18 protein-coding genes and 1 other RNA gene are annotated in these 23,904 nt (G+C 69.8%); 11 read left to right on the top strand and 8 right to left on the bottom strand.

From position 1 onward, the window contains the following. The first annotated feature begins 16 nt into the window (after positions 1-16). The 3 genes from AS850_RS07985 (at position 17) to rnpB (ending at position 2,044) form a co-directional block, all read left to right on the top strand. Positions 17-841 (top strand): Nif3-like dinuclear metal center hexameric protein, encoded by an 825-nt coding sequence (locus AS850_RS07985; protein ID WP_119868630.1) that lies wholly within the window; start codon positions 17-19, stop codon positions 839-841. A 47-nt stretch (positions 842-888) separates the two neighbouring features. Further along, positions 889-1,629, top strand: a complete 741-nt coding sequence (locus AS850_RS07980) for a zinc ribbon domain-containing protein (protein ID WP_236940877.1) — start codon at positions 889-891, stop codon at positions 1,627-1,629. 24 nt (positions 1,630-1,653) lie between these two features. Beyond that, positions 1,654-2,044: RNase P RNA component class A (gene rnpB / locus AS850_RS07975), an RNA gene on the top strand. Between the two features lie 144 nt (positions 2,045-2,188). On the opposite strand, the gene ppgK is transcribed toward rnpB, so the two are convergent. Both ppgK and map read right to left on the bottom strand, forming a co-directional pair. Beyond that, positions 2,189-2,950, bottom strand: a complete 762-nt coding sequence (gene ppgK, locus AS850_RS07970) for a polyphosphate--glucose phosphotransferase (protein WP_119868629.1) — start codon at positions 2,948-2,950, stop codon at positions 2,189-2,191. Between the two features lie 11 nt (positions 2,951-2,961). Continuing rightward, positions 2,962-3,831, bottom strand: a complete 870-nt coding sequence (gene map / locus AS850_RS07965) for a type I methionyl aminopeptidase (RefSeq protein WP_119868628.1) — start codon at positions 3,829-3,831, stop codon at positions 2,962-2,964. A 65-nt stretch (positions 3,832-3,896) separates the two neighbouring features. Between map and AS850_RS07960 the strand changes: the two genes are divergently transcribed. Next, entirely contained in the window at positions 3,897-4,073 is a 177-nt protein-coding gene (locus tag AS850_RS07960; RefSeq protein WP_119868627.1) for an SPOR domain-containing protein, read from the top strand. 57 nt (positions 4,074-4,130) lie between these two features. Here the strand turns inward: AS850_RS07960 and AS850_RS07955 are convergent, their stop codons facing one another. Then, positions 4,131-5,867, bottom strand: a complete 1,737-nt coding sequence (locus tag AS850_RS07955; protein WP_119868626.1) for an NAD+ synthase — start codon at positions 5,865-5,867, stop codon at positions 4,131-4,133. A 36-nt stretch (positions 5,868-5,903) separates the two neighbouring features. On the opposite strand from AS850_RS07955, the gene AS850_RS07950 reads away from it, so the two are divergent. The 5 genes from AS850_RS07950 (at position 5,904) to AS850_RS07930 (ending at position 15,352) form a co-directional block, all read left to right on the top strand. After that, the gene (locus AS850_RS07950; protein WP_119868625.1) at positions 5,904-7,241 is read left to right on the top strand and encodes a glutamine synthetase family protein; all 1,338 of its coding nucleotides are present in this window, start codon (positions 5,904-5,906) and stop codon (positions 7,239-7,241) included. Between the two features lie 9 nt (positions 7,242-7,250). Then, positions 7,251-10,235 carry a bifunctional [glutamine synthetase] adenylyltransferase/[glutamine synthetase]-adenylyl-L-tyrosine phosphorylase gene (locus tag AS850_RS07945; protein ID WP_119868624.1) on the top strand — a complete coding sequence of 995 codons (2,985 nt, stop codon included), beginning with the start codon at positions 7,251-7,253 and terminating at the stop codon, positions 10,233-10,235. Positions 10,236-10,725: 490 nt separating this feature from the next. After that, entirely contained in the window at positions 10,726-12,282 is a 1,557-nt protein-coding gene (locus tag AS850_RS07940) for a glycosyltransferase (protein WP_119868623.1), read from the top strand. A gap of 13 nt (positions 12,283-12,295) precedes the next feature. Next, positions 12,296-13,849, top strand: coding sequence for a glycoside hydrolase family 26 protein (locus tag AS850_RS07935; protein WP_119868622.1), 1,554 nt, complete (start codon positions 12,296-12,298; stop codon positions 13,847-13,849). Positions 13,850-13,954: 105 nt separating this feature from the next. Continuing rightward, a complete protein-coding gene (locus AS850_RS07930; RefSeq protein ID WP_119870211.1) occupies positions 13,955-15,352 on the top strand; it encodes a UDP-glucose dehydrogenase family protein in 1,398 nt (465 codons plus the stop codon). Between the two features lie 88 nt (positions 15,353-15,440). On the opposite strand, the gene AS850_RS07925 is transcribed toward AS850_RS07930, so the two are convergent. After that, positions 15,441-16,400, bottom strand: a complete 960-nt coding sequence (locus AS850_RS07925; RefSeq protein ID WP_119868621.1) for a type IV toxin-antitoxin system AbiEi family antitoxin domain-containing protein — start codon at positions 16,398-16,400, stop codon at positions 15,441-15,443. 201 nt (positions 16,401-16,601) lie between these two features. Next, entirely contained in the window at positions 16,602-18,026 is a 1,425-nt protein-coding gene (gene glnA, locus AS850_RS07920) for a type I glutamate--ammonia ligase (RefSeq protein WP_119868620.1), read from the bottom strand. 142 nt (positions 18,027-18,168) lie between these two features. Here glnA and AS850_RS07915 point away from each other — a divergent pair, with 142 nt between their 5' ends. Then, positions 18,169-18,597: an RDD family protein gene (locus AS850_RS07915; protein WP_119868619.1), complete on the top strand. Its 429-nt coding sequence runs from the start codon at positions 18,169-18,171 to the stop codon at positions 18,595-18,597. Between the two features lie 101 nt (positions 18,598-18,698). Here the strand turns inward: AS850_RS07915 and AS850_RS07910 are convergent, their stop codons facing one another. Beyond that, on the bottom strand, positions 18,699-19,421 hold the full coding sequence (locus tag AS850_RS07910) for a DUF4191 domain-containing protein (RefSeq protein ID WP_119870210.1): 723 nt from the start codon (positions 19,419-19,421) through the stop codon (positions 18,699-18,701). Between the two features lie 151 nt (positions 19,422-19,572). On the opposite strand from AS850_RS07910, the gene AS850_RS07905 reads away from it, so the two are divergent. Beyond that, positions 19,573-20,910 (top strand): protein kinase family protein, encoded by a 1,338-nt coding sequence (locus tag AS850_RS07905; protein ID WP_119868618.1) that lies wholly within the window; start codon positions 19,573-19,575, stop codon positions 20,908-20,910. A gap of 13 nt (positions 20,911-20,923) precedes the next feature. On the opposite strand, the gene sucB is transcribed toward AS850_RS07905, so the two are convergent. Both sucB and lpdA read right to left on the bottom strand, forming a co-directional pair. Beyond that, positions 20,924-22,429 (bottom strand): 2-oxoglutarate dehydrogenase, E2 component, dihydrolipoamide succinyltransferase, encoded by a 1,506-nt coding sequence (gene sucB, locus AS850_RS07900; protein ID WP_119868617.1) that lies wholly within the window; start codon positions 22,427-22,429, stop codon positions 20,924-20,926. Positions 22,430-22,513: 84 nt separating this feature from the next. Further along, complete coding sequence (lpdA, locus tag AS850_RS07895; protein ID WP_119868616.1) at positions 22,514-23,887, bottom strand: dihydrolipoyl dehydrogenase; 1,374 nt, start codon at positions 23,885-23,887, stop codon at positions 22,514-22,516. Positions 23,888-23,904 lie beyond the last annotated feature (17 nt).

Below are 23,904 nucleotides of genomic sequence, written 5' to 3'. Positions count from 1 at the left end.
CGACTACAATTAGCCCGTGTCCACACTGGGAGCGGTCAACGCCGCCATCGAGAAGCTCTGGCCGCTCGCGGGTGCCGAGTCGTGGGATTCCCCGGGTCTCGCCGTCGGCGATCCCACCGCCGAGGTCACACACATCCACCTCGCCGTCGACGCCGTGCTCGACACCGTCGACGAGGCGCTCGGAATGGGCGCCGACCTCCTCCTCGTGCACCACCCCCTGCTCTTCCACGGGGCGAAGACGGTCGCCGAGAGCACGACGAAGGGCGCGGTCATCGCCCGTCTCGTCCGCGGCGGCGCCGCGCTCATCGCCGCCCACACGAACGCCGACGTCGTCGCCACGGGCACCTCGCGCGTCCTCGCCCACCAGCTGGGCCTCACCGACCAGCGACCGATCCAGGCGAGCGCGGCCGACCCGACCGGTCAGACCGGGCTCGGCATCGTGGGCACCGCCGAGAGCCCCCTCACACTCATGGCCCTCGCCCGGCTGCTGACCGACATCCTGCCGCCGACCGCCGGAGGCGTCCGCGTGGCCGGCGACCACGAGAGCGTCGTCTCCACGGTCGCTCTGTGCGGGGGAGCGGGCGACTCCCTCCTCGACCACCCCGAGGTCCTCGGCGCCGACGTCTACATCACGAGCGATCTCCGCCACCACCCCGCCTCCGACGCGCGCGAACTGATGCGACTCGGGCGCGGGCCGGCCCTCGTCGACATCTCGCACTGGGCCGCCGAGTGGCTCTGGCTCGACACCGCGGCCGCGCAGCTCCGGCAGGCGATCCCCGACGTGGAGGTCACGCTGAGCGACCTCCGGACCGACCCGTGGGACTTCGCCGTCGTGCGCTGACCGACCCCGATGCTCCTGCGCCCCCGACCACGACCGAGTGAGAACACATGCCTCTGAAAGCCCGTCCCGAAGACCAAGCCCTCCTCCTCGACCTGCAGCGGCTCGACATGATGCTGCAGCAGCTCGCCCACCGGGCCCGGCAGCTTCCCGAGAACAAGGTCCTGGCCGATGTCGACACGCAGACATCCGCCCTCCGGGTGCGCCTGACGAGCGAGGAGGGGGTCTGGGAGGACGCCCGCCGCGACCTCGCGCGCCTCGAATCCGACGTCGCGATCGTGGAGGCACGCGTGGCGCGCGACCGGTCCCGACTCGAGACCTCGTCGTCGCAGAAGGACATCCAGGCCCTCGAGGGCGAGCTGGCCGCCCTGGCCACCCGCCAGAGCGACCTCGAAGACCAGGAGCTCGAGGTGATGGATCGCGTCGAGCAGACGGGAGCCGTCGTCGACGCGACGCGCGGCGAACTCGACGCTCTCGCCGCGACCGCGGCGACCACCGTCGCGGCCAAGGAGACGGCGCTGGCCGGGATCGAGGCCGAGCGGGTCGAGGCGGTCGCGAACCGCGCGACGATCGCCGGTCGGGTTCCCGCCGACCTCCTGGCCCTCTACGAACGTCAGCGCGAACGCTACGGTGTCGGCGCCTCGCACCTGCGGGCCGGCGTGTCGAGCGCCAGCGGTGTGGCGCTGACCGGGAGCGACCTGGCGGCCGTCCGGTCGGCCGCCCCCGACGACGTGATCCTCTGCCCCGACAGCGACGCCATCCTCGTGCGCACGGACGAGTCCGGGATCTGACACCCCTAGACTCGTTCTCGCGAATGGGTCGGCAAGACGGTCGCGTCGCAGGAGCCTCCGGGCGCCTGTGCCGAGGAACGTCCGGGCTCCACAGAGCAGGGCGGTGGGTAACACCCACCCGGGGCAACCCGCGAGAAAGTGCAACAGAGAGCAGACCGCCACGGTTCCGTCGCGAGACGGGCCGGGGTAAGGGTGAAACGGCGGTGTAAGAGACCACCAGCGGTTCGGGTGACCGGCCGGCTATGTAAACCTCGCCCGGAGCAAGGTCAGACAGGGAACGTTCGAGGCGGCTCGCCGAGTTCCCGGGTAGACCGCTAGAGCGCTGCGGCAACGCAGCGCCGAGAGAGATGGCCGTCCACGGCGGCGTGCGTGCACGTCGCCCGGACAGAACCCGGCGTAGCAGCCGGCCCATTCGCCCTCTCGCGCCGCGTCGCTGCGCGCCGCGCTTTGCGCGCTGCGCCCACGGTCGTGTCACGTCTCGTTCACCGTGTCGCGTCTCGACGCGACATCACGCACGAGACGTGACACCGCGCACGGACGCGACACGGTGCGACGCGCGCTAGAAGGAGGGCTTGCTCTCCGCCGCCAGCGCCGCCGCACCCATGATGCCGGCGTTGTTGCGGAGCTTCGCGGGGACGACCTCCGCACGGAGATCGAGCAGGGGCAGGAACTCCTGGTACTGCTTCGAGACGCCGCCGCCGACGACGATGAGCCGCGGGTAGAGCAGGGCCTCGAGCCGCGAGTAGTACTTCTGGAGCCGACGGGCCCAGTGCTTCCACGACAGGTCGTCGCGCTCCTTCGCGGCGAAGGAGGCCTTCGTCTCGTAATCCTTGCCCTCGATCTCGAGGTGGCCGAGCTCCGCGTTGACGATGAGCACGCCGTCGTGGATGAGCGCCGTGCCGATGCCCGTGCCGAGCGTCGTCATGATGACGAGCCCCGGGATGCCCTTGGCCGCGCCGTATTTCGCCTCCGCGTAGCCCGCCGCATCGGCGTCGTTCACGAAGTGGATCGGACGACCGAGCGTCTTCTCGAACAGGGCTTCGGCCTCGAAGTCGATCCACTTCTTCGACACGTTCGCGGCGGAGAGGGTCTTGCCGTCCATGATCGCGGCGGGGAAGCAGACCCCGACGTGGAGGTCGTCCGACTCGTCGCCGAGCTCCTCGATGATCGATTTCACGACGGCGACGATGGCGTCGGGCTCGCCGCCCTCGGGAGTGGGCTTCTTGATCCGGTCGGTGAGGAGTTCCCCGGAATCGACGTCGACGATGGCGCCCTTGATCCCGGTGCCTCCGATGTCGATACCCACTGCCTTGGTTGCCACGGTGAACCTCTCTAGTGCTGGTAGCTGGTCAGGACCTCGGCGCCACGCTCCGTGACGACGAGGGTGTGCTCGAACTGCGCGGTGAGCGACTTGTCGCGCGTGGTGACGGTCCACTCGTCGGCCCAGATGTCGGCGTCGACCCCGCCGAGGGTGAGCATCGGCTCGATGGTGAAGACCATCCCGACCTTCATGACGTCGTCGTTCTGGGGCGCGTCGTAGTGGGGGATGATGAGGCCCGAGTGGAAGGCGCGCCCGACGCCGTGTCCGGTGTAGTCGCGGACCACGCCGTACCCGAAGCGCTTCGCGTACATCTCGATGGCGCGGCCGATCACGTTCACCTGGCGACCCGGAGCGACGGCCTTGATGCCGCGGTCGAGGGCCGTCCGCGTCCGCTCGACGAGATCCCGCGCCTCCTGCGAGCCCTCGCCGACGACGAACGTGCGGTTGGTGTCGCCGTGGACGCCGTTCTTGAACGCCGTGATGTCGATGTTGACGATGTCGCCGTCTTCGAGGACGGTGTCGTCGGGGATGCCGTGGCAGACGACCTCGTTGACGGAGGTGCACACGGACTTCGGGAATCCGCGGTAGCCGAGGGTCGACGGGTAGGCGTCGTGCGAGATGACGTACTCGTGGGCGATCCGATCGAGCTCGTCGGTCGTGACGCCCGGGACGATGGCCGCACCGACCGCCGTGATGGCGTCGGAGGCGATGCGCGAGCTCTCGCGGATCAGCTCGATGTCGGCCGCGTCGTAGACGTCACCGCCGGTGTAGGGGGCAGGAGCCGCCTTGCCCACGTACTCGGGTCGCGGAATGGCGACAGGGACCGGACGCTGCGCTGAGATCCGGCCGGGGGTCAGGTGACCGTCGTGATCCCGGGGCATGCGACCAGCTTAGACGGACGCGGGAAGGCGTCCGGACTCCCGCTGGGCGTCGTAGGCTGCGAGGCATGGCTGACGAATTCTGGTTCAACACGAAGACCCACCAGGTGGAGGAGGGCATGGTCTCTCCCGCCGTCGACCGGGCAGGCCCCTACGCCACCCGCGCGGAAGCGGAGCACGCCCTCGCGCAGATCAAGGCGAACAGCGAGAAGTGGGCGGCCGAGGAGGCCGAGGACGACCGCTGACGGTCGGCTCGACGAGGCGGCCCGACAGGACGCCACCTCGGGCAGGAGCCCCGGGCCTCAGAGCTCGGTCGGTCGGTACGTGATCGGCAGACGCCTGTCGCGCCCGAACGCCATCCCGGAGATCTTCGGCCCGATCGCGCCCTGACGGCGCTTCCACTCGGAGCGGTCCACCAGCCGCGTCACCTCTCCCACCACGTCGGCGTCGTACCCGAGCGCGACGACGTCGTCGACGCCGAGCGCGCGGGTGATGTACGCGTCGAGGATGCCGTCGAGGACCTCGTACGGCGGCAGGGTGTCCTCGTCGACCTGGCCCGGTCGGAGTTCGGCCGAGGGCGGCTTGGTGATCGAGTTCTCCGGGATCGGCGGGGTCTCCGAGCGCGACTCGGCGAAGGCGTTGCGCCAGCGGGCGAGCTCCCAGACCATCGTCTTCGGGACGTCCTTGATCGGGGCAAAGCCGCCGGCGGAATCTCCGTAGATCGTCGAGTAACCGACGCTCAACTCGGTCTTGTTGCCCGTCGTGAGGACGAGGTGGCCGTGGAGGTTGGACAGCCCCATCAGGACGAGGGCGCGCGCCCGGGCCTGGACGTTCTCCGCGGCGAGGCCGGTGAGTTCCAGCTGTCGCTCGAACGGCGCCACCAGGTCGGCGATCGGCTCCGTCGAATAGCGCACGCCGATCCTCTCGGCCACGTCGTCGGCGTCCGAGCGAGAGTGATCGGACGACCACTGCGACGGCATCGAGACGCCGTGGACCCGGTCGGCTCCGATCGCGTCGGCGGCGATCGCGGCGCAGACAGCGGAGTCGATCCCGCCGGAGAGCCCGAGGATCACCGTCCGGAATCCGTTCTTCTCCACGTAGTCGCGGGTGCCCACGACCAGGGCGTTCCAGAGCTGCTCGCGATCGTCGGGCAGTTCGGCGACGTCGCGGGGGAGGGCGTCGACGGCCGGGATGGTCGAGGCCGCCACGGCCACCCGGCGGATACCGGCCGGGAGGACGTCGGCCACCGCCTCCGGCAGGTCGAGGTCGGTGACGAGCAGGTGCTCCCGCCACTGCGGAGCCCTCGCCAGGATCGCCCCCGACCCGTCGACGATCACGCTGTCGCCGTCGAACAGCAGGTCGTCCTGACCGCCGACGATGTTGACGTAGGCGACGACCGCGTCGTTCTCGGTCGCCCGCCGCGTGACCAGGGGCAGACGCACCTCGTCTTTGTCGGCGACGAACGGGCTGGCGTTGACGACCAGCAGGAGGCCCGCCCCGGCGTCCATGACCCGGCCGACCGGCCCGCCGTCGCGCCAGAGGTCCTCGCAGACGATGAGCGCGACGTCGACGCCGCGGATCCGGAGCACCAGAAGCTCGTCGCCGGGGATGAAGACCCGGTACTCGTCGAACACCGAGTAGTTGGGCAGGTGGTACTTCGCGGTCGTGGTGACGACACGCCCGCCCTGCAGGACGCTCGCGCAGTTCTTGGCGATGGCCGTCGGGGCGTTCGACGTGTCGAGGAGCCGGGGCTCGAACGGTCCGTCAGGATGCCCGACCACGACGGCCAGATCGCCGAGCCCCTCCTCGGCCAACCGGGCGGCCAGCGCCTCCACCGCGTGCCGCGCGGCCACCAGGAAACCGGGCCGCGACGCGAGGTCCTCGATGGGGTAGCCGGTGAGGCTCATCTCGCCCGTGGCGAGGAGGTCGGCCCCGGCGTCGTGGGCGGCGCGAGCGGCCCTGACGACTTGCTCGGCGTTGCCCCGGAGGTCTCCCACGACGGGGTTGGTCTGCGCGAGCGCCAAGCGGAGTCGGGGCATAGCCACTAGCCTACTCAGGGAGCAGAAAGGGCCTGAATGGACAAGCAGACCGACTTCGTTCTTCGCACGATCGAAGAGCGAGGCATCAAGTTCATCCGACTCTGGTTCACGGACGTCATCGGCACCCTCAAGTCGGTCGCCATCGCGCCGGCCGAGGTCGAGGGGGCCTTCGCGGAGGGCGTCGGCATCGACGGGTCGGCGATCGAGGGCCTCACGCGGTCGTTCGAGGCCGACGTGCTCGTGCATCCTGACCCCACGACCTTCCAGATCCTCCCGTGGCGCGGAACCGACGACCCCACAGCCCGGATGTTCTGCGACATCGCGACGCCCGACGGCCTCCCCGGCGTGGCCGACCCGCGGAACGTGCTCAAGCGCACGCTCGCCCGGGCCGGCGACCGCGGCTTCACCTTCTACACGCACCCCGAGGTCGAGTTCTACCTGCTCAAGTCGTCGAAGTTCGGCCCCGAGGGCCCGCAGCCGGTCGACACCGCCGGCTACTTCGACAACGTCCCCGGCGGCACCGCTCACGACTTCCGACGCCGGTCGGTGCGGATGCTCGAGGACCTCGGCATCTCCGTCGAGTTCAGCCACCACGAGGCCGGCCCCGGCCAGAACGAGATCGACCTCCGCTACGCCGACGCGCTGACGATGGCCGACAACATCATGACCTTCCGCACGGTGGTGAAAGAGGTCGCGATCGAGCAGGGCGTCTACGCCACGTTCATGCCGAAGCCGCTCCAGGGCCAGCCCGGCTCGGGAATGCACACGCACCTCTCGCTCTTCGAGGGCGACGCGAACGCGTTCTACGAGGCCGGAGCCGAATACCAGCTCTCCAAGATCGGCCGTCAGTTCATCGCGGGGCTGCTCCGCCACGCGCCCGAGATCACGGCCGTCACGAACCAGTTCGTCAACAGCTACAAGCGGCTCTGGGGCGGCGACGAGGCTCCGAGCTTCGTCACCTGGGGCCACAACAACCGCTCGGCTCTCGTCCGTGTCCCGCTCTACAAGCCGAACAAGGGGCAGTCGAGCCGCGTCGAGTACCGCGCCATCGACTCGGCCGCGAACCCCTACCTCGCCTTCTCGCTCCTCCTGGCGGCGGGCCTCAAGGGCATCGAGGAGGGCTACGAGCTCCCCGCGGAGGCCGAGGACAACGTCTGGAGCCTCAGCGACGCCGAGCGGCGCGCTCTCGGCTACAGCCAGCTCCCCGCGAGCCTCGACCACGCCCTCTCCCTCATGGAGGACAGCGAGCTCGTCGCCGAGACGCTCGGCGAGCACGTCTTCAACTACGTGCTCAAGAACAAGCGTCAGGAGTGGAAGGCCTACCGCGCGCAGGTCACGCCCTTCGAGCTTCAGTCCAACCTCGAGATGCTCTAGCGGGAGACCATGCCACGAGGAGCGACGGCTCTCACCGATCTGGCGCGGTTCGGCTTCGCCGACCTCCGCGCCAGCCGTGATCTCCTCGACGCGCTGACCGAGCGCGAGCCGCTCCTCGCCGACTATCTCGGCGCTCTGGGGCAGAGCGCCGATCCCGACGGCGCGCTCGTCCGGTTCGAGCGGCTCCTCGACCGGGCGCCGGAGGCGGTCGGCGAGCTCCTGCGGTCCGCTTCCGACCCCAGCGCCACGCGGACGGACGAGCGGCCCGGCGACCGCCTCATGGCCGTCCTCGGCGCATCCGACGGCCTGGCCTCGTTCCTCGCTCGCCGGCCCGAGGCGCTGCGGTGCCTCCGGAAGAAGATCTGGACCGTCCCGCACCAGGACGACTACGAGCGCGACCTGCTCCACGCCGTCGAGGGTCTGACGGGCGACGACGCCCGGACGGCCCTCCGCGTCGCCTACCGGGAGTGCCTCGTCTGCCTCGCCGCCTTCGATCTCTCCCTCTACGACCCCGTCGCCGGCCTCGACGTCGTGGCGGCCGCCCTGGCCGACCTCGCGGGCGCCGCGTTGGAGGCCGCCCTCGACGTGGCACGCCGCGAGGTGGCATTCGACGCCGACGAGATCCGCCGGACCCGGCTCGCGATCATCGCGATGGGCAAGACGGGGGCCCGTGAGCTGAACTACATCAGCGACGTCGACGTCATCTTCGTGGCCGACGGCGACGACCTCGATCCTGCGCGTGCCGTCGAGATCGCCACGAAGCTGGCGATCGCCACGACGCGCACGCTGTCCGACCTCGCCCCCGAGGAGCCGCTCTGGGAGGTCGACGCCAACCTCCGCCCGGAGGGGAAGAACGGCGCCCTGGTCCGCACCCTCTCGTCGCACCTCGCCTACTACGAGCGCTGGGCGAAGCCGTGGGAGTTCCAGGCGCTGCTCAAGGCCCGGCCGATCGCCGGCGACCTCGCCCTGGGACGCGAGTACGTCGAGAGGCTCAGCCCCCTGGTCTGGTCGGTCGCGTCGACCGAGAACTTCGTCGAGTCGGTCCAGAAGATGCGCGAGCGGGTGACCGCCCACATCCCCGCCGAGCAGGTCGGCGTGCAACTGAAGCTCGGCCCCGGCGGTCTCCGCGACATCGAGTTCACCATCCAGCTGCTCCAGCTCGTCCACGGGCAGGCCGACACGGCCATCCGCCAGCGGTCCACGCTGGGCGCGCTCGGAGCCCTCGTCGCCGAGGGGTACGTGGGCCGCGTCGAGGCGGCAGAGTTCGACCGCGACTACCGGGAGCTCCGCCTGCTGGAGCACCGGATCCAGCTGTTCCGGATGCGGCGGACGCACCTCATGCCGACGGGCGAGCAGGAGCTGCGGATCCTCGCGCGGTCGACCGGGCTGGCGACGTCCGCGGACGGCCTGCAGTCGCACTGGCACGCCATCAAGCGGCGTGTCCGCAGCCTCCACGAGCGACTCTTCTACCGTCCGCTGCTGTCGGCCGTCGCCCGGCGGCCCGAGCAGGAGCTGGCGCTCACGACCGACTCCGCCGTCGCCCGCCTCACGGCGATCGGGTTCCGCGACCCGCGCGGCGCGCTCGCGCACATCAAGGCCATGTCGAGCGGCGTCTCGCGCCGGGCGACCATCCAGCGACACCTCCTGCCGGCGATGCTGCAGTGGTTCGCCGACGGGACCGATCCCGACCTCGGCCTCCTCGCCTTCCGCCGTCTCAGCGACGGGCTGGGGGAGTCGTACTGGTTCCTCCGGATGCTGCGCGACTCGTCCGGGGCGGCGCAGCGACTCACGACCGTCCTGTCGAGCTCGCGCTTCGTCGCCGACCTCCTCGAGCGCATCCCGGAGGCCGCCTCCTGGTTGGAGGACGACGACGACCTCCGCCCGCGCAGCGAGGAGGCGCTCTGGGAGGAGACGCGGGCGACTCTGGCCCGGCACGACGACCCGGCCGCCTCCGCGCAGGTGATCCGGTCGGCGCGGCGGCGCGAGATCCTGCGGATCGCCCTCGGAGCGATCGTGGGCGTCATCACCGTCGACGAGCTCGGGCGCGGGCTCTCCGCCGTCATGAGCGCCACGATCGGTGGCGCGCTGGCTCTGGCCCGGCGCGACGGACGCGCCGAGGGGCTCGAGTTCGCCGTCATCGCTCTCGGACGCTACGGCGGGCAGGAGCTCGGCTTCGGGTCCGACGCCGACGTCCTCTACGTCTACCGGGCGGCGGATCCGGCCGACACGACGGCGCAGCAGCGCGCCACCCAGATCGTCGCCGACCTCCACCGCTTCACCCTCGACCCGCTCGTGCCTCTCGACCTCGACGCCGATCTCCGGCCCGAGGGCAAGAACGGGCCCGTCGTGAGGTCGCTCGACGCCTATGCGGCGTACTACGCCCGCTGGGCGCTGACGTGGGAGGCCCAGGCGCTCCTCCGGGCCCGGGGTGCCGCGGGCGACGCCGCCCTGCTCGGCGACTTCGAGGCGCTGGCCGACACGGTCCGCTACCCGGAGGCACTCTCCGAGCAGGACGTCCGCGAGGTCAAGCGCATCAAGGCGCGCGTCGAGTCGGAGCGCCTGCCCAAGGGGGCCGACCCGACGCGGCACCTGAAGCTCGGCCGCGGGTCGCTCAGCGATGTCGAGTGGTACGTCCAGCTCCTGCAGCTGCAGCACGCCGCCCGCGTGCCCGGACTCCGCACGCCGTCGACCCTGCGCGCCCTGGAGGCGGCCACCGAAGCGGGGCTCGTCGAACCGCAGGATGCCGAGAAGCTGCGCGACGCGTGGACCATCGCCTCCCGCGCCCGATCCGCCGTGATGCTCTGGACCTCCCGCACGAGCGACCTGCTGCCCGCCGACCGGCGGCAGCTCGAGGCCGTCGCCCGACTCCTCGAGTACCCGCCGGGCTCGGCGACGCAGCTCGAGGAGGACTACCTCGCCACGACGAGGCGGGCCCGACACGTCTTCGAGGCCGGCTTCTACGGCATCGAGAAGTCGCCCGAACCCACCGTCTGACGGTCCGCGACACGCCCGAGAACGCTTTGGTTCGGCGGCTTCAATCGATCCGGCGGATTGTGCCCCGTTTCGGGCACGTGTACCCCGCGTCAGATGACGCAGGAGTTACGGGCGGATGACGGGCACGCACGGCCCCTCCGCGGCCGCATCGAGGTCACATCCGATTCCAAGGGTCGTCGGCCTGGCGCCGAGCCGTGACTCCGTTGCTGATCACGGCCGTGTTTCGGTCCGCCTGCAGAGCATCGAGCCTCGAGAACGCATCGGGCCGGCCAGCCGTCGCGACCCGCTCGTGTGAGTCCGCCGATGCGTGTCGGCATTTCGCACGACACCGCGCGACCGCCCGTGACGTACCCCGCAGTATGTTCCGGTCGGCGGCAGATTCTCGCCTTGTGAGCGGTATTCCCATCGACTACAAATGTGAATCACCCGAACGCCCGATTCCCCAATGACGCGGAAGCCACCTCACACACCCTTTTCGCGAGGCGACACCGTGTTAACGTTCATTCTCCAAATCCGGCACGAGATCCAGGGCCACCCCGAGGTCTACCTGTTCAGCGTGTACTCGATCATGATCTGGGTCCTCTGGATCATCAAGGTCGTCATCTCCCGCAACTACCGCCCCTTCACCGGGACGTTCACCGGGACGACGAGCGTCGTCGTCCCCGTCGTCGACGAGCCGGAGGACCTCTTCCGAGACGTCATCGGCCGCATGGTCGAACAGGGCCCCGACGAGATCATCGTCGTCATCAACGGCAAGCCCAACCCGGTGCTCCAGGCCATCTGCGAGGACTTCGCACCCCTGGTCCGGTGGACCCACACGCCGATCCCCGGCAAGCGCAACGCCGTCATGATCGGCACCGAGCTCTCGCGCGGCGAGATCACGATCCTCGTCGACAGCGACACCGTCTGGACCCCCGGCACCCTCTCGGAGCTCGTCAAGCCCTTCGCGCAGGCCAGCGTCGGCGGCGTCACCACGAGGCAGCGGATCCTGGAGCCGGAGCGCAGCTGGATCACCCGCTGGGCGGACTGGCTGGAGAACAGCCGCGCCCTCTACTCGATGCCGGCCCAGAGCGTCCTCGGGCAGATCGGCTGCCTCCCCGGCCGCACGATCGCGTTCCGCCGGGAGATCCTGGTGCGCGTCATGGACAAGTTCATGACGGAGAAGTTCATGGGCGTCTTCCTCGAGGTGAGCGACGACCGCACGCTGACGAACCTCACGCTGAAGGAGGGCTACCGCACCGTCTACCAGCACACCAGCCTCGTCTACACGGACGCTCCGCTGCAGGTGAAGAAGCTCTTCAAGCAGCAGCTCCGCTGGGCTCGCGGCAGCCAGTACAACACGCTCCGCATGATGCCCTGGATGCTCGGCCACGCGCCGATGCTGGCGTTCTTCTTCGCGATGGACATCATCCTGCCGTTCGTCCTCCTCGGGGTCGTCGGCGGCTGGATCTACAACGGCATCACGCACCAGGGCACGAACCTCTACATCGGGATCCTCCACGAGTACGGCTTCCGGGCCGGTGTCGTCGGGATCGTCGCCCTCATGGTCGTGTCGTCGGTGCTCAGCATGGCGATCCGTCAGATGCGCCACCTCTCCGAGAAGCCGGGCGACTTCATCCGCCTGCCCGTCTTCATCATCGTGTCGACGTTCTTCCTCATGCCCATCCGCATCATCGGCTTCTTCCGCATGGGTCACTCCGCAGGATGGGGCACCCGAGCGGGTGCCTACGCCGGCGGCGACGTGACCGCGGAGGTGTCGCAGGAGGTCGAGAAGCGCGAGGAGAAGGGCGCGACCGCGCTCGACGCCCTCGAGGCGCAGTTCGCCGAGGCGCCCTCGGAGCTCGGCGTCGACACGCTCTTCGACTTCGGGACGCCCGCCGACCCGGAGTCCGGGACCGTCCTCGTCAAGAGCCGCAGGCGCTCCCGCCAGGCGGTCGCGACGCAGGCACCCGCCGTTCCCGCCCGACGCCGCCTCAACCCCAAAGCCGCGTGGCCCTACGTCATCGGCGCAACCATCATCGTCCTGGAGGCGCTCTTCATTGTCTGAGTACAGCGAGACCATGATCACCCCCCTCGGCTCCGGCGGAGCCTGGTGGTCCACCGACAAGCGGAACGCCCGCCGAACCACCCTCGGAGCCACGGCCATCGTCGTCCTCCTCGCCCTGATCACCTGGCTGATCTGGATGTCTCCCACCGACAACCCCGTGCGCAAGATCGTCGGCGACGTCGTCCAGCCGGTGCAGACCAACATGACCCTGAAGAACGACCGCGCCGACCTGCTCGACCAGCTCGTCTCCACGAAGTCCGAGATGTCGAGTCAGTCGGCGGCCCTCGCCTCGCAGAAGGCGCAGCTGGCCGCGGCTCTCGGCAAGGCCAAGGCGCTCGAGACGCAGCTCTCCGCGGCGAAGGCCGGAGCGTCGAAGGCCGAAGGGGCCGTCAAGTCGCTGAAAGCCGCCATGGCCGCCGGCGGGACGCCCGCCTCGGTCGCCGCGGCGGCCGGAGGCGGCGCCGACTCCACCGGAGCGGGCACGGACGCGGGGACGGGTTCGGGGGACGCCGGGGGAGGCGACAGCGGCGGAGGCGGCACCGTCGGACCCGTGACTCCTGCGACCCCGTCGTTGGCCTCGATCATCTCGCCCACCAGCCGTTACTTCGGTCTCTACACCGCGCAGTCGCCGTTCAGCTTCTCGGAGTTCAACCAGGTGGCGACCGACGTCGGGTCGCAGCCCAACGTCTCCGGCTACTTCCAGGGCTGGGACCAGGACTTCCGTCCCGAGGCCGTCCAGGCCTCCTGGGCCAAGGGCGACCTGCCGATGATGACGTGGGAGTCGCAGCCGATCACGGCGAGCAACAACGCCGCGAACCAGCCGAAGTACTCCCTGCCGAACATCATCAAGGGCGACTTCGACGCCTACCTCACGAAGTACGCCGACGACATCGTCGCCAACGGCCAGCCCCTGGCCATCCGCCTCGACCAGGAGATGAACGCCACCTGGTACCCCTGGTCGGAGGACGACGGTCACGGGAAGTCGATCAACGGCAACTCGAAGGGCGACTTCGTGAAGATGTGGCAGCACGTCCACGACGTCTTCGCCGCCGAGGGGGCCAACAAGTACGTCGCCTGGATCTGGGCGCCGAACCGCCTCGACAACCTCACCTCGTCGCACCAGACCGCGGAGTACACAGCTGACCTCTACCCGGGCGACGAGTACGTCGACTGGGTCGGGATGTCCGGGTACGAGCGGCCCGCCAGCACCGGGAACACGCAGGTCACCACCTTCTCCGGGACGTTCGACAAGACCCTGGGCGTGCTCCGCCAGGTGGCCCCGTCGAAGAAGATCATGCTGGCCGAGGTCGGTGCCGCAGAGGTCGGACCGGCAGGAGCCTCGATCAAGCCGGGCTGGATCACGAGCTTCTTCGAGGGCCTCGCCGATCCTGCGAACTCCGACATCATCGGGTTCTCCTGGTTCAACCTCGCCGTGACGACCTCCTCCAACGGGAGCACCATCACGAACGACTGGCGCATCAACTCCACCAAGCAGTCGACGAAGGCCTTCGAAGACGGCATCGACAGGACGGACCTCGGCTACCGCCTCCGCCCCGTCGTCCAGTAGTCGCGTCACCACCCCTTTTCCGCACCGCCTCACCAGCATCAGGAGACCACCGTGAGCACTCCCAAGAAGACCATCCCCACCTCGCCCGCCGACGACATCGACCCGATGGACGAGACCACCATCCCCGCCTCCGGGCTCAAGCCCCGCATCAGCGTGATCGGGACCGGGTATCTCGGCGCGACGCACGCCGCCGCCATGGCGGAGATGGGCTTCGACGTCATCGGCGTCGACACCGACCCGACGAAGGTCGAGGCGCTGAGCGCCGGGCGCGTCCCGTTCTACGAGCCCGGTCTCCCCGAGCTGATCGTCGAGCACGTCGCCTCCGGTCGCCTGCGCTTCACGAGCGACCTGGCGGACGCCGTCGCCACGAGCGACGTCCACTTCATCTGCGTCGGAACGCCGCAGCGCCGCGGGAGCCACTCCGCGAACCTGAGCTACGTCGAAGCCGCCACCAAGGCCGTGGCCGAGGCGCTCAGCCACGACGGTCTCATCGTCGGGAAGTCGACGGTGCCCGTGGGCACGGCCGCCCGCCTCCGCAAGCTGGTCGCGGAGGCGAAGCCCGAGGGCGTGGAGGCGCAGGTCGTTTGGAACCCGGAGTTCCTTCGCGAGGCTCACGCCGTGGAGGACACCCTCCGGCCGGATCGCATCGTCTTCGGCGGCACCGACGCGAAGAGCGAGGCGCTTCTCCGCACCGTGTACGCCGAGCCGATCTCGACGGGCACGCCCGTCATCTCCTGCGATCTCGCCACCGCCGAACTCGTCAAGGTGAGCGCGAACGCGTTCCTGGCCACGAAGATCTCGTTCATCAACGCGATCTCCGAGCTCTGCGAGGTCGCCGGAGCCGACGTGTCGGTCCTGGCCGACGCGCTGGGCCACGACGACCGGATCGGTCGGAAGTTCCTCAACGCGGGACTCGGTTTCGGCGGAGGCTGCCTCCCCAAGGACATCCGCGCCCTGATGTACCGGGCCAACGAGCTCGGTGCCGGACGCGTCGTGGGTCTCATGCAGGAGGTCGACGAGATCAACATGCTGCAGCGACAGCGTGTGATCGACCAGGCCATCGACGCCTGCGGCGGCTCCGTGCTGAACCGCAAGATCGCGGTGCTCGGAGCGGCGTTCAAGCCCGACACCGACGACGTCCGCGACTCGCCCGCTCTGAACGTGGCCGCGGCTCTCCACCTGCGAGGCGCACAGGTCCTCGTGATGGACCCCGAGGCCTCGGTCACCGCGCAGCGCAGCTTCCCGACGCTCTCGTTCGCGGACACCCTCGACGAGGCCGTCACGGACGCGGACGTGGTCCTCCTGCTCACCGAGTGGAAGATCTTCGTCACGGCCGACCCGGAGCACCTGGCCGAGCTCGCGGCGAATCCCGTCGTGCTCGACGCGCGGAACGCCCTGGACGCCAGCGTCTGGTCGGCGGCCGGCTGGGAGGTGCGTCCGCTCGGCGGCCGTGTCGTGCCGCGCCAGCGCCGCGTCCTGGAGTCGGCGGCTCTCCCCGCGTAGCCCGCGCTGGCACGCCGTAGACGGTCGGCTTCGCCGCCCGCTTCGCCGCCCGCCCGCTAAACCCTCGCGCTCGGTCGTCACGGTGGTCCTAGGACCACCGCGGCAGCCGGGCGCGAGGGTTTACGCGTGGCAACCCCGCCGCGAGGAGTCGCCGCGCCAGCTCATCCGGGTCGCGCGCGACGGAGTAGTCCCACCGCACCACGTCGCGCACTTCAGGCACCGCCCGGAGGCGGGCCTGACGACGCTTCTCCTCCGTGACGACCTCGGCGGCGGTCCTGCCGCGCGTGTAGCGCGGGTCGGTGTACTTGACGTCGCCGTCGAACTCGCCGACGATGCCGCGTTCCGGCCACCAGAAATCCACGAGGCCGATCGGGCCGCGGTGGTCGGCGAAGGGGGCCTGCAGCACCGGTTCGGGGAAACCACGCGACGCCAGCGCGACGCGACTGAACGACTCGCCCGGCGACGCGGCTCCTGCGCGGGAGAAATCGAGGGCGGCCAGCGCCGAGCGCCGCCGTCGTGCCGTGCGTCGGCGATCGAAGAGGCCGCGGACGATCGCGGGATCGAGGACACCCTTGAAGAGGCAGTGGTCGAAGACGACGACGGCATCGGTGAAACCGCTGATGAGCGCCAGGTCGGCCGCCGTCCGGGACGGCGTGGTGACGAGCAGTCCCTCCCAGTCGACCACCTCATCGGGTGGCAGGATGCCCGGCCGACGGTGGAGGGTCGGGATGGAATTGCTCGACGCCCGGCGGGGATCGACGACCTGGACCGACTCCGGCCAGGCGTCCGGAACGGGGAACCCCCAGACCGCCGCCGCCGACCAGTGCGAGATCGCTACCGGCCCCTGCAGACGCGACACGGTCGAGTGGACGCGGGTGACGTAGCGCTCCCGGTCGCTCAGGCGACCCCAGAGGTCGGCATCGACGTACGCACCCGGCACGACCCGCGCCAGGCGGCCCCGCTCACGGAGGCGACGGAGCGACCGATCGTCGAGACCTGCGGCGATGAAGTCGGACGAGCGGACGGCGAGGGCGGGTGCGGTGGTCATGAGGGCAGGATGCCCGCTCCGGGGATCCCCGCGGCGCCCCGCTCCACCCCCTGTGCACAACCTGCCGCACGACCTCGCCTGTGGAGGGGCCGCCGACCGCGCCCCGGGCACGGCTAAACCCTCGCACCCGGCCGCGGCGGTGGTCCTAGGACCACCGCGACAGCCGAGCGCGAGGGTTTAGCGGGGGTGCGGCTCGACGGACTAGACGCCGAAGTACATCTCGAACTCGAACGGGTGAGGGCGCTGCGCCATGGGGAGCAGTTCCTTCTCGCGCTTGTAGGCGATCCAGGTCTCGATGAGGTCCTCGGTGAACACGTTGCCCTTGGTCAGGAACTCGTGGTCGGCCTCGAGCGCCTGCAGCGCGTGCTCGAGGGATGCGGGAACCTGGGGGATGTTCTTCGCCTCCTCGGGCGGGAGCTCGTACAGGTCCTTGTCGACGGGCTCGTGCGGCTCGATGCGGTTCTGGATCCCGTCGAGGCCCGCCATGAGCTGCGCGGCGAAGGCCAGGTACGGGTTCGAGGCGGCGTCGGGAACGCGGAACTCGATGCGCTTGGCCTTCGGGTTGGTGCCCGTGATCGGGATGCGGATGGCCGCCGAGCGGTTACCGGCCGAGTAGACCAGGTTGACGGGAGCCTCGAAGCCCGGGATCAGACGGTGGTACGAGTTGATCGACGGGTTCGTGAAGGCGAGCACCGCGGGAGCGTGCTTGAGCAGGCCGCCGATGTACCAGCGCGCGATGTCGGAGAGCCCGCCGTAGCCGTTCTCGTCGTAGAACAGCGGCGTGCCGTCGTTCCAGAGCGACTGGTGCGTGTGCATGCCCGACCCGTTGTCGCCGAAGAGCGGCTTCGGCATGAACGTCGCGACCTTGCCCCAGAGCTCGGCCGTGTTCTTCACGATGTACTTGAACTTGAGGATGTCGTCGGCCGCATGCACCATCGTGTCGAAGCGGTAGTTGATCTCCTGCTGGCCGCCGGTGCCCACCTCGTGGTGCGCGCGCTCGAGCTCGAGGCCCGACTCGATCAGCTTGAGGCTGATGTCGTCGCGGAGATCGGCCGTCTTGTCGACGGGGGAGACGGGGAAGTAGCCGCCCTTGTAGGCCGTCTTGTTGGCGAGGTTCCCGCCCTCCTCGACGCGACCGGTGTTCCAGGCGCCCTCTTCAGAGTCGACGCTGTAGAAGCTGCTGTTCTGCTTGACCTCGTAGCGGACGTCGTCGAAGACGTAGAACTCGGCCTCGGGCGCGAAGAACGCAGTGTCGGCGATGCCCGTCGACGCGAGGTAGCGCTCGGCCTTTTTGGCGACCTGACGCGGGTCGCGGGAGTAGAGCTCACCGTTGCGCGGGTTGAAGATGTCGAAGACGAGGATGAGCGTGCGCTCGGCCCGGAACGGGTCGACGTAGCCCGTGGTGACGTCGGGGATGAGCTGCATGTCGGACTCGTGGATCGACGCGAAGCCGCGGATCGAAGAGCCGTCGAAGAGCTGACCGACCGAGAAGAACTCCTCGTCGACCGTGGATGCGGGGATGTTGAAGTGCTGCTGGACACCGGGAAGGTCGGTGAACCGGATGTCAAGGAACTTGACGTCGGTGTCCTTGATGAACTTCAGCACCTCGGAAGAATCTTTGAACATACGCGAAGTCTCTCCAATGGGCGTGGAACTGTGGGCGAAAGCGGGACGCCTCCAGTCATGAGGCTATTGAGGGGCCGTTTCTGCCTGGTGACGCCAATGTTTCACGCATGTTACGCGTGGGCGGATCGGTAGGCTCGACGGCATGCCGAACGACGCGTCATCCGACTCCTTCCCTCCCGAGCGGAGGCCGACACCGTGGCCGGGCCACGACCTCGGGCTGCCCGAGACGGGGCCGCGATCGATGGGTCGACTCGGTCGCAGGATCGGGGCCCTCGCGATCGACTGGGCCCTCGCCGTGGTCATCTCCATCGCTTTCTTCCACTACCAGTCGTTGGCGACGCTCGCGGTCTTCGCCGTCATGCAGATCGTCTTCCTCGTGACGATCGGCGGCAGCATCGGCCACCTGCTCACGGGGATGCGCGTCGTTCCGCTTCTCGGCGGGACGATCGGCGTCTGGCGCCCCATCGTGCGGACCCTCCTGGTCTGCATCGTGATCCCGGCGGTCATCTACGACCGGGACCAGCGCGGGCTGCACGATCGCGCCGTCGGCACGATCCTCGTCCGCGTCTGAGCGAGACGGACGCGGCGACTCGCGTCCGCGCGTGACGGCTCCGCGGAACGACGAAGCCCGCCACCCCGCGAGGGTGACGGGCTCTCGATCGAGGGCTCCGATCAGCGCGGACGCCCCGGGCGGACACGCATGGGGTCGACGCCCTTGGGGATCGGCAGCTTGTTCTGCCCGAGCGAGTCGAGCCGGTTGCTGACGGCGAGCACCTCGTTGCGCCCGATCGCGTTCTTCACGCGGTTCATCCGACGAGCGAGCTTGTGCAGGGGGATCGACTCGGCCTCCGGCCCCACGCTGAGAACCGTGATCGGGACTCCGGGAGTGATCCGCGCGACCTTGCGCTTCTCCTCCTCGACGATCTTCTGCGTCTGACCGCGCGTGCCCTCGGTGACGAGGACGACGCCGGGACGACCCACGGCGCGGTAGACGGCCGCCTGGCTCCGGCCGTTCACGGCGACGGGCATCTCGTTGGCGCGCCACTGACGACGGAGGCCGCTCTTGAACACGGCTCCCACGGCGCCCGGCTGCCCCTCGATCTGCGAGTAGGCCGCCCTCTCGGCGAGTCGGCCGAGCACGATCATGAAGACGAGCACGCCGGCCATGACGCCCACGACGATGTAGAGCACGAAGCTCAGGACATTGCCGCCGGAGACGCCGAACGCCAACCCGATGCCGATGAGGACGGGCACGACGAACGCCGCGATCATCCACCAGATCGCCATGGAGTCGTAGCGCCGGGTCATGTTGAAGACCTGGTACATCTGCTTCAGACGGCCGGGCTCTTTTGCTGGGGCGGAGGATGTGTTCTCCGCGGACTTGCTGCGTGCCATGGTCACTAGGATACGGGCTCCGGGGCGGTGCCGGAGTCCTCGGCGAACCCGCTCCGTCGCGACTCCTCCACAGGGGGCGCCGAACCCTCCGTTCTCCACGGTCTGTCGACGAGAACGTCGCCGTGGGGCGGCGATCCGGCAGCATCGTCGCATGACCACGACATCGACCTCGCAGGCCCGGCAGACGGGTCCCCTCCTCGCCGCCGGAGCCCACGCCGACGTGCACGAGTGGGCCGACTCCGCGCAGGAGCCGCGGGTCGTCAAGATCCACCGGGGCCCGGCGCAGAGGCGCTCGGCCCTGTCCGAAGCGGCCATCCTCTCCTCGCTCGATCACCCGCACCTGGTTCCCCTGCTCGACCTCGCCGAGACGCCGACCGGCCTCGGCCTCGTCCTCCCGCGCCTCGATCCGCTGTCCGCCGAGGCCCTCGTGCGGGAACGCGAGGTCATCACGGCGGGCGAGGCGGTGACCCTCGTCGTCCCGCTCCTGCGCGCACTCGTGCATCTCGAGCGACGGCGATTCCACCCCGGGGTGACGCTGGCGGAGGGCATCACGTGGGACAACGTCCTCTTCGACGCCCGGGGCGCGCCGGTCCTCACGGCGCTCCGACCCGCCGACTCGATCGTCGCCGTGTCTCCTCTCGCCCCGGTGACCGTCGGCGACGCGGCTCGCCGACTCGTCCGGGAGATCGTCGACGTCACCGTGGGAGGCGACGAGGCATCTCGCCGTCTCGTCTCGCGCCTCCTGCTTTCCGGGGCCTCGCCGGACGAACTGATCGAGGCGGTGTTCGGTCTCGAGGAGGCTGTGCCCGTCGAGAGACCCGACGTCGGCGCGACCGTTCCCCAAATGATCTCCGCCCGTGACCCGAGCGCCACTCGTTCCGGTGCGTCGGCCGACGCGGAGACCGCGACCGTGCCCCTGCAGTCGCGGGTGCGAGCGGCCCTCGTCCAGGTCCGCCCGCGCGTCTGGCTGACGTCCGGAGTGGTCATGGCGTCGGTGGCGATCGCCGCCGTAGCCCTCGACGGCGAGGCGGGCGACGGTCCGTCGAGCGGATCGGCGTCGAGCGCCGAAGAGACGGACGGCGCGCACGCGACATCCGGTGGCGACCGGGCTCCCGGGCCGAGCGACCGTGCTCCGTCGGCGTCACCCCCGCCGAGCGGGCCGGCGGACGACGACGTCGAGTCGACCACGCGGCTCCTGCTCGCGCATCGCGAGGAGTGCCTGCGGAGTCTCGATGCCGACTGCCTGACCCGGGTCGATCGAGCGGGGTCGCCCCTCGCCCGCGACGATGCCGCGGCCGTCGCCGACCCGTCGCTCCTCGCGACCCGCCCCGTGGCCGTGGAGCTGGGCGAACAGACGAACGCCTTCGACGACACGGTGTTGTTCGACGCCGTCCTGCGGCCCGGCTCATCGCGCAACGGAAACAGCGAACCGGCCTCGGTTCTCGTGGTGAGAACCGAGGCCGGCTGGAGGTTGAGCGATGTCCGCTGAGGTGCGGACGGACTCAGATGCCGAGCTTGCCCTGGAAGTCGCCGCCCTCGAGACGGTTCTTGACCGCCACGAGGAAGCGCGCGGCGTCGGCACCGTCGACGATGCGGTGGTCGTACGAGAGGGCCAGGTAGACCATCGAACGGACCGCGATGGCATCCGCGCCGTCCGCCGAGATGACGACGGGCTTCTTCACGACGATGCCGGTCCCGAGGATCGCGACCTGCGGGAGGAAGACGACCGGGGTGTCGAACAGGGCGCCGCGCGAGCCGGTGTTGGTCACCGTGAAGGTGCCACCGGAGAGCTCGTCGGGCGTCAGCTTGTTGTCGCGGGTACGACCGGCGAGATCGGCGATCGCCGCGGCGAGCGAGGCGATGTCGAGGCTCGAGGCGTCCTTGATCACGGGAGTGAGCAGGCCGCGCTCGGTGTCGACGGCCATGCTGATGTTCTCGTGGTCGGGGTAGACGATCGAGTCGCCGTCGACGGTCGCGTTGAGCTTCGGGTACGCCTGCAGGGCCTCCGCGGCGGCGAGGGTGAAGAACGGCAGGAAGGACAGCTTGTTGCCGGTCTTCTGCAGGAACTCCGCCTTCACGGCGTCGCGGAACGCGGCCACCTTGGTGACGTCGACCTCGACGACGGTCGTGAGCTGAGCCGTGGCCTGCATCGACTGGACGGCGCGCTCCGCGACCACCTTGCGGAGACGCGTCATCGGGACCGTCGTGCCGCGCAGGGGCGACGTCTCGAGCGGCGTGTAAGCGGACGAGGCGGCAGGAGCCGCGGCGGACGGAGCGGCCGGAGTCGCCTTCGCAGCGGCTTCCGCGGCGGCGAGGACGTCTTCCTTGCGGATGCGTCCGCCGACACCGCTGCCGGAGACGGTCGACAGGTCGATGCCCTTCTCGTTGGCGAGCTTGCGCACCAGCGGGGTGACGTACCCGACGGGGCCGCCGGAGGCGGGGGCCGCAGGCTCGGCGGGGGCGGCCGCAGCGGGAGCGGCCGCAGCGGGAGCCGCGGACACGGGGGCCGGGGCGGCGGGCGCCGCGGGAGCCGGAGCAGCCGGGGCCGCTGCGACGGGTGCCGCCGGGGCCGGGGCCGCCGCCGCCGGAGCGGGGTCGACGGCGGGCGCCGGAGCCGGTGCGGCCTCGGGCTCGGACTCCCCGGGAGCCGGGGCGTCGTCCGACGGCACCTCGACCTCGGGCTCCGGGTCGCCGGTCTCGGCGGCGGACTCCTGCTGAGCGGGCTCCGCGGCCGGCTCGGCCGGAGCGTCGTTCGATCCGCCCGCGTTGCTGCCGTCACCGATCGTGACGAGGGCGGTGCCGACCTCGACGGTCTCGTCCTCGCCGACGAGGATCTCTTCGATCACCCCGGCGACGGGAGACGGGATCTCGGTGTCGACCTTGTCGGTCGAGACCTCGAGCAGCGGCTCGTCGACCTCCACTCGGTCACCGACGTTCTTCAACCAGCGGGTGACCGTGCCCTCGGTGACACTCTCTCCGAGTGCCGGGAGGTTGACGGATTCGCTCATCAGGGGGACTCCTTCGACTTGCGCAGCCTTCGTGGGCTGCCTGTCAGTTTGTGTGTGCGGACGTGTCTCGGCGACCGTCCACGCCTACATGGCGTGGAGCGGCTTGCCAGCCAGGGCGAGCATGGCCTCGCCGAGGGCTTCGTTCTGGGTGGGGTGGGCGTGGACGAGGGGTGCGATGTCCTCCGGGTAGGCCTCCCAGTTCACGGCGAGCTGAGCCTCACCGACGAGCTCGCCGACGCGAGCGCCGATCATATGGATGCCGACGATCGGGCCGTCGACCACGCGGATCACCTTCACCGAGCCGGCCGTACCGAGGATGGAGCTCTTTCCGTTGCCGGCGAGGTTGTAGTCGTAGGCGGCGATCTTGTCGGCGCCGTACTTCTCGGTCGCCTTCGCGGTGGTGAGCCCGACGGAGGCGACCTCCGGGTCGGAGTAGGTCACCTTGGGGATGTTGACGTCGTCGATGACGACGGGCTTGAGGCCCGCGATCTCCTCGGCGACGAAGATGCCCTGCTGGAAGCTGCGGTGGGCCAGCTGCAGGCCGGGGACGATGTCGCCGACCGCGTAGACGCCGGGGACGCTCGTCGCGAGACGCTCGTCGGTGATGACGAAACCGCGGTCGAGGGTCACTCCGACCTCGTCGTAGCCGAGGTTCTGAGTGACGGGGCCGCGGCCGACGGCGACGAGGAGCAGATCGGCCTCGAACGTCTTGCCGTCTTCGAGGGTGACGACGACGCCGGAGTCGTCCTGCGTGACGCCCTGGAAGCGCACGCCGAGGTTGAAGGCGATACCGCGCTTGCGGAACGCGCGCTCGAACGCCTTCGAGATGGACTCCTCCTCGTTCGGAACGAGGTGGGGGAGAGCCTCGACGATGGTCACGTCGACGCCGAAGGACTTCCAGACGCTGGCGAACTCGACGCCGATGACGCCACCGCCGAGGATGATGACCCTGTCGGGGATGTAGTCGAGCTCGAGGGCGTGCTCGCTCGTGATGACGCGCCCGCCGATCTCGAGGCCGGGGAGGCTGCGCGAGTAGGAGCCCGTGGCCAGCACGATGTTCTTGCCCGTGATGGTGTCGTCGCCCACCTGGACGGTCGACGGCGACGTCAGCCGGCCCTCGCCCGTGATCGTGGTGATGCCGCGCGACTTCACGAGGCCCTGGAGGCCCTTGTACTTGTGCTCGACGATGTCGCGACGGTAGGTCGTGACCGCCTGGATGTCGACGCCCTGGAACTCGGTGTTGACGCCGTACTTGGAGGACTCGCGCGAGACGTCCGCGACCTCGGCCGTGTGGAGCAGGGCCTTGGTGGGGATGCAGCCGCGGTGCAGGCAGGTGCCGCCGACCTTGTCCTTCTCGATGAGCGCCACCGAGAACCCCAGCTCGCTCGCTCGGAGCGCCGCGGCGTAGCCGCCGCTCCCGCCACCGAGCACCACAAGGTCAAAATTCTGTTCCGACACCCAGCAACTCCTTCGTG

Origin of the sequence: Frondihabitans sp. 762G35 (assembly GCF_002074055.1) — a bacterium.
GTDB lineage: Bacteria > Actinomycetota > Actinomycetes > Actinomycetales > Microbacteriaceae > Frondihabitans.
Note: the sequence above shows the minus strand (reverse complement) of the source record. Positions and strands in the feature narration are given on the sequence as shown.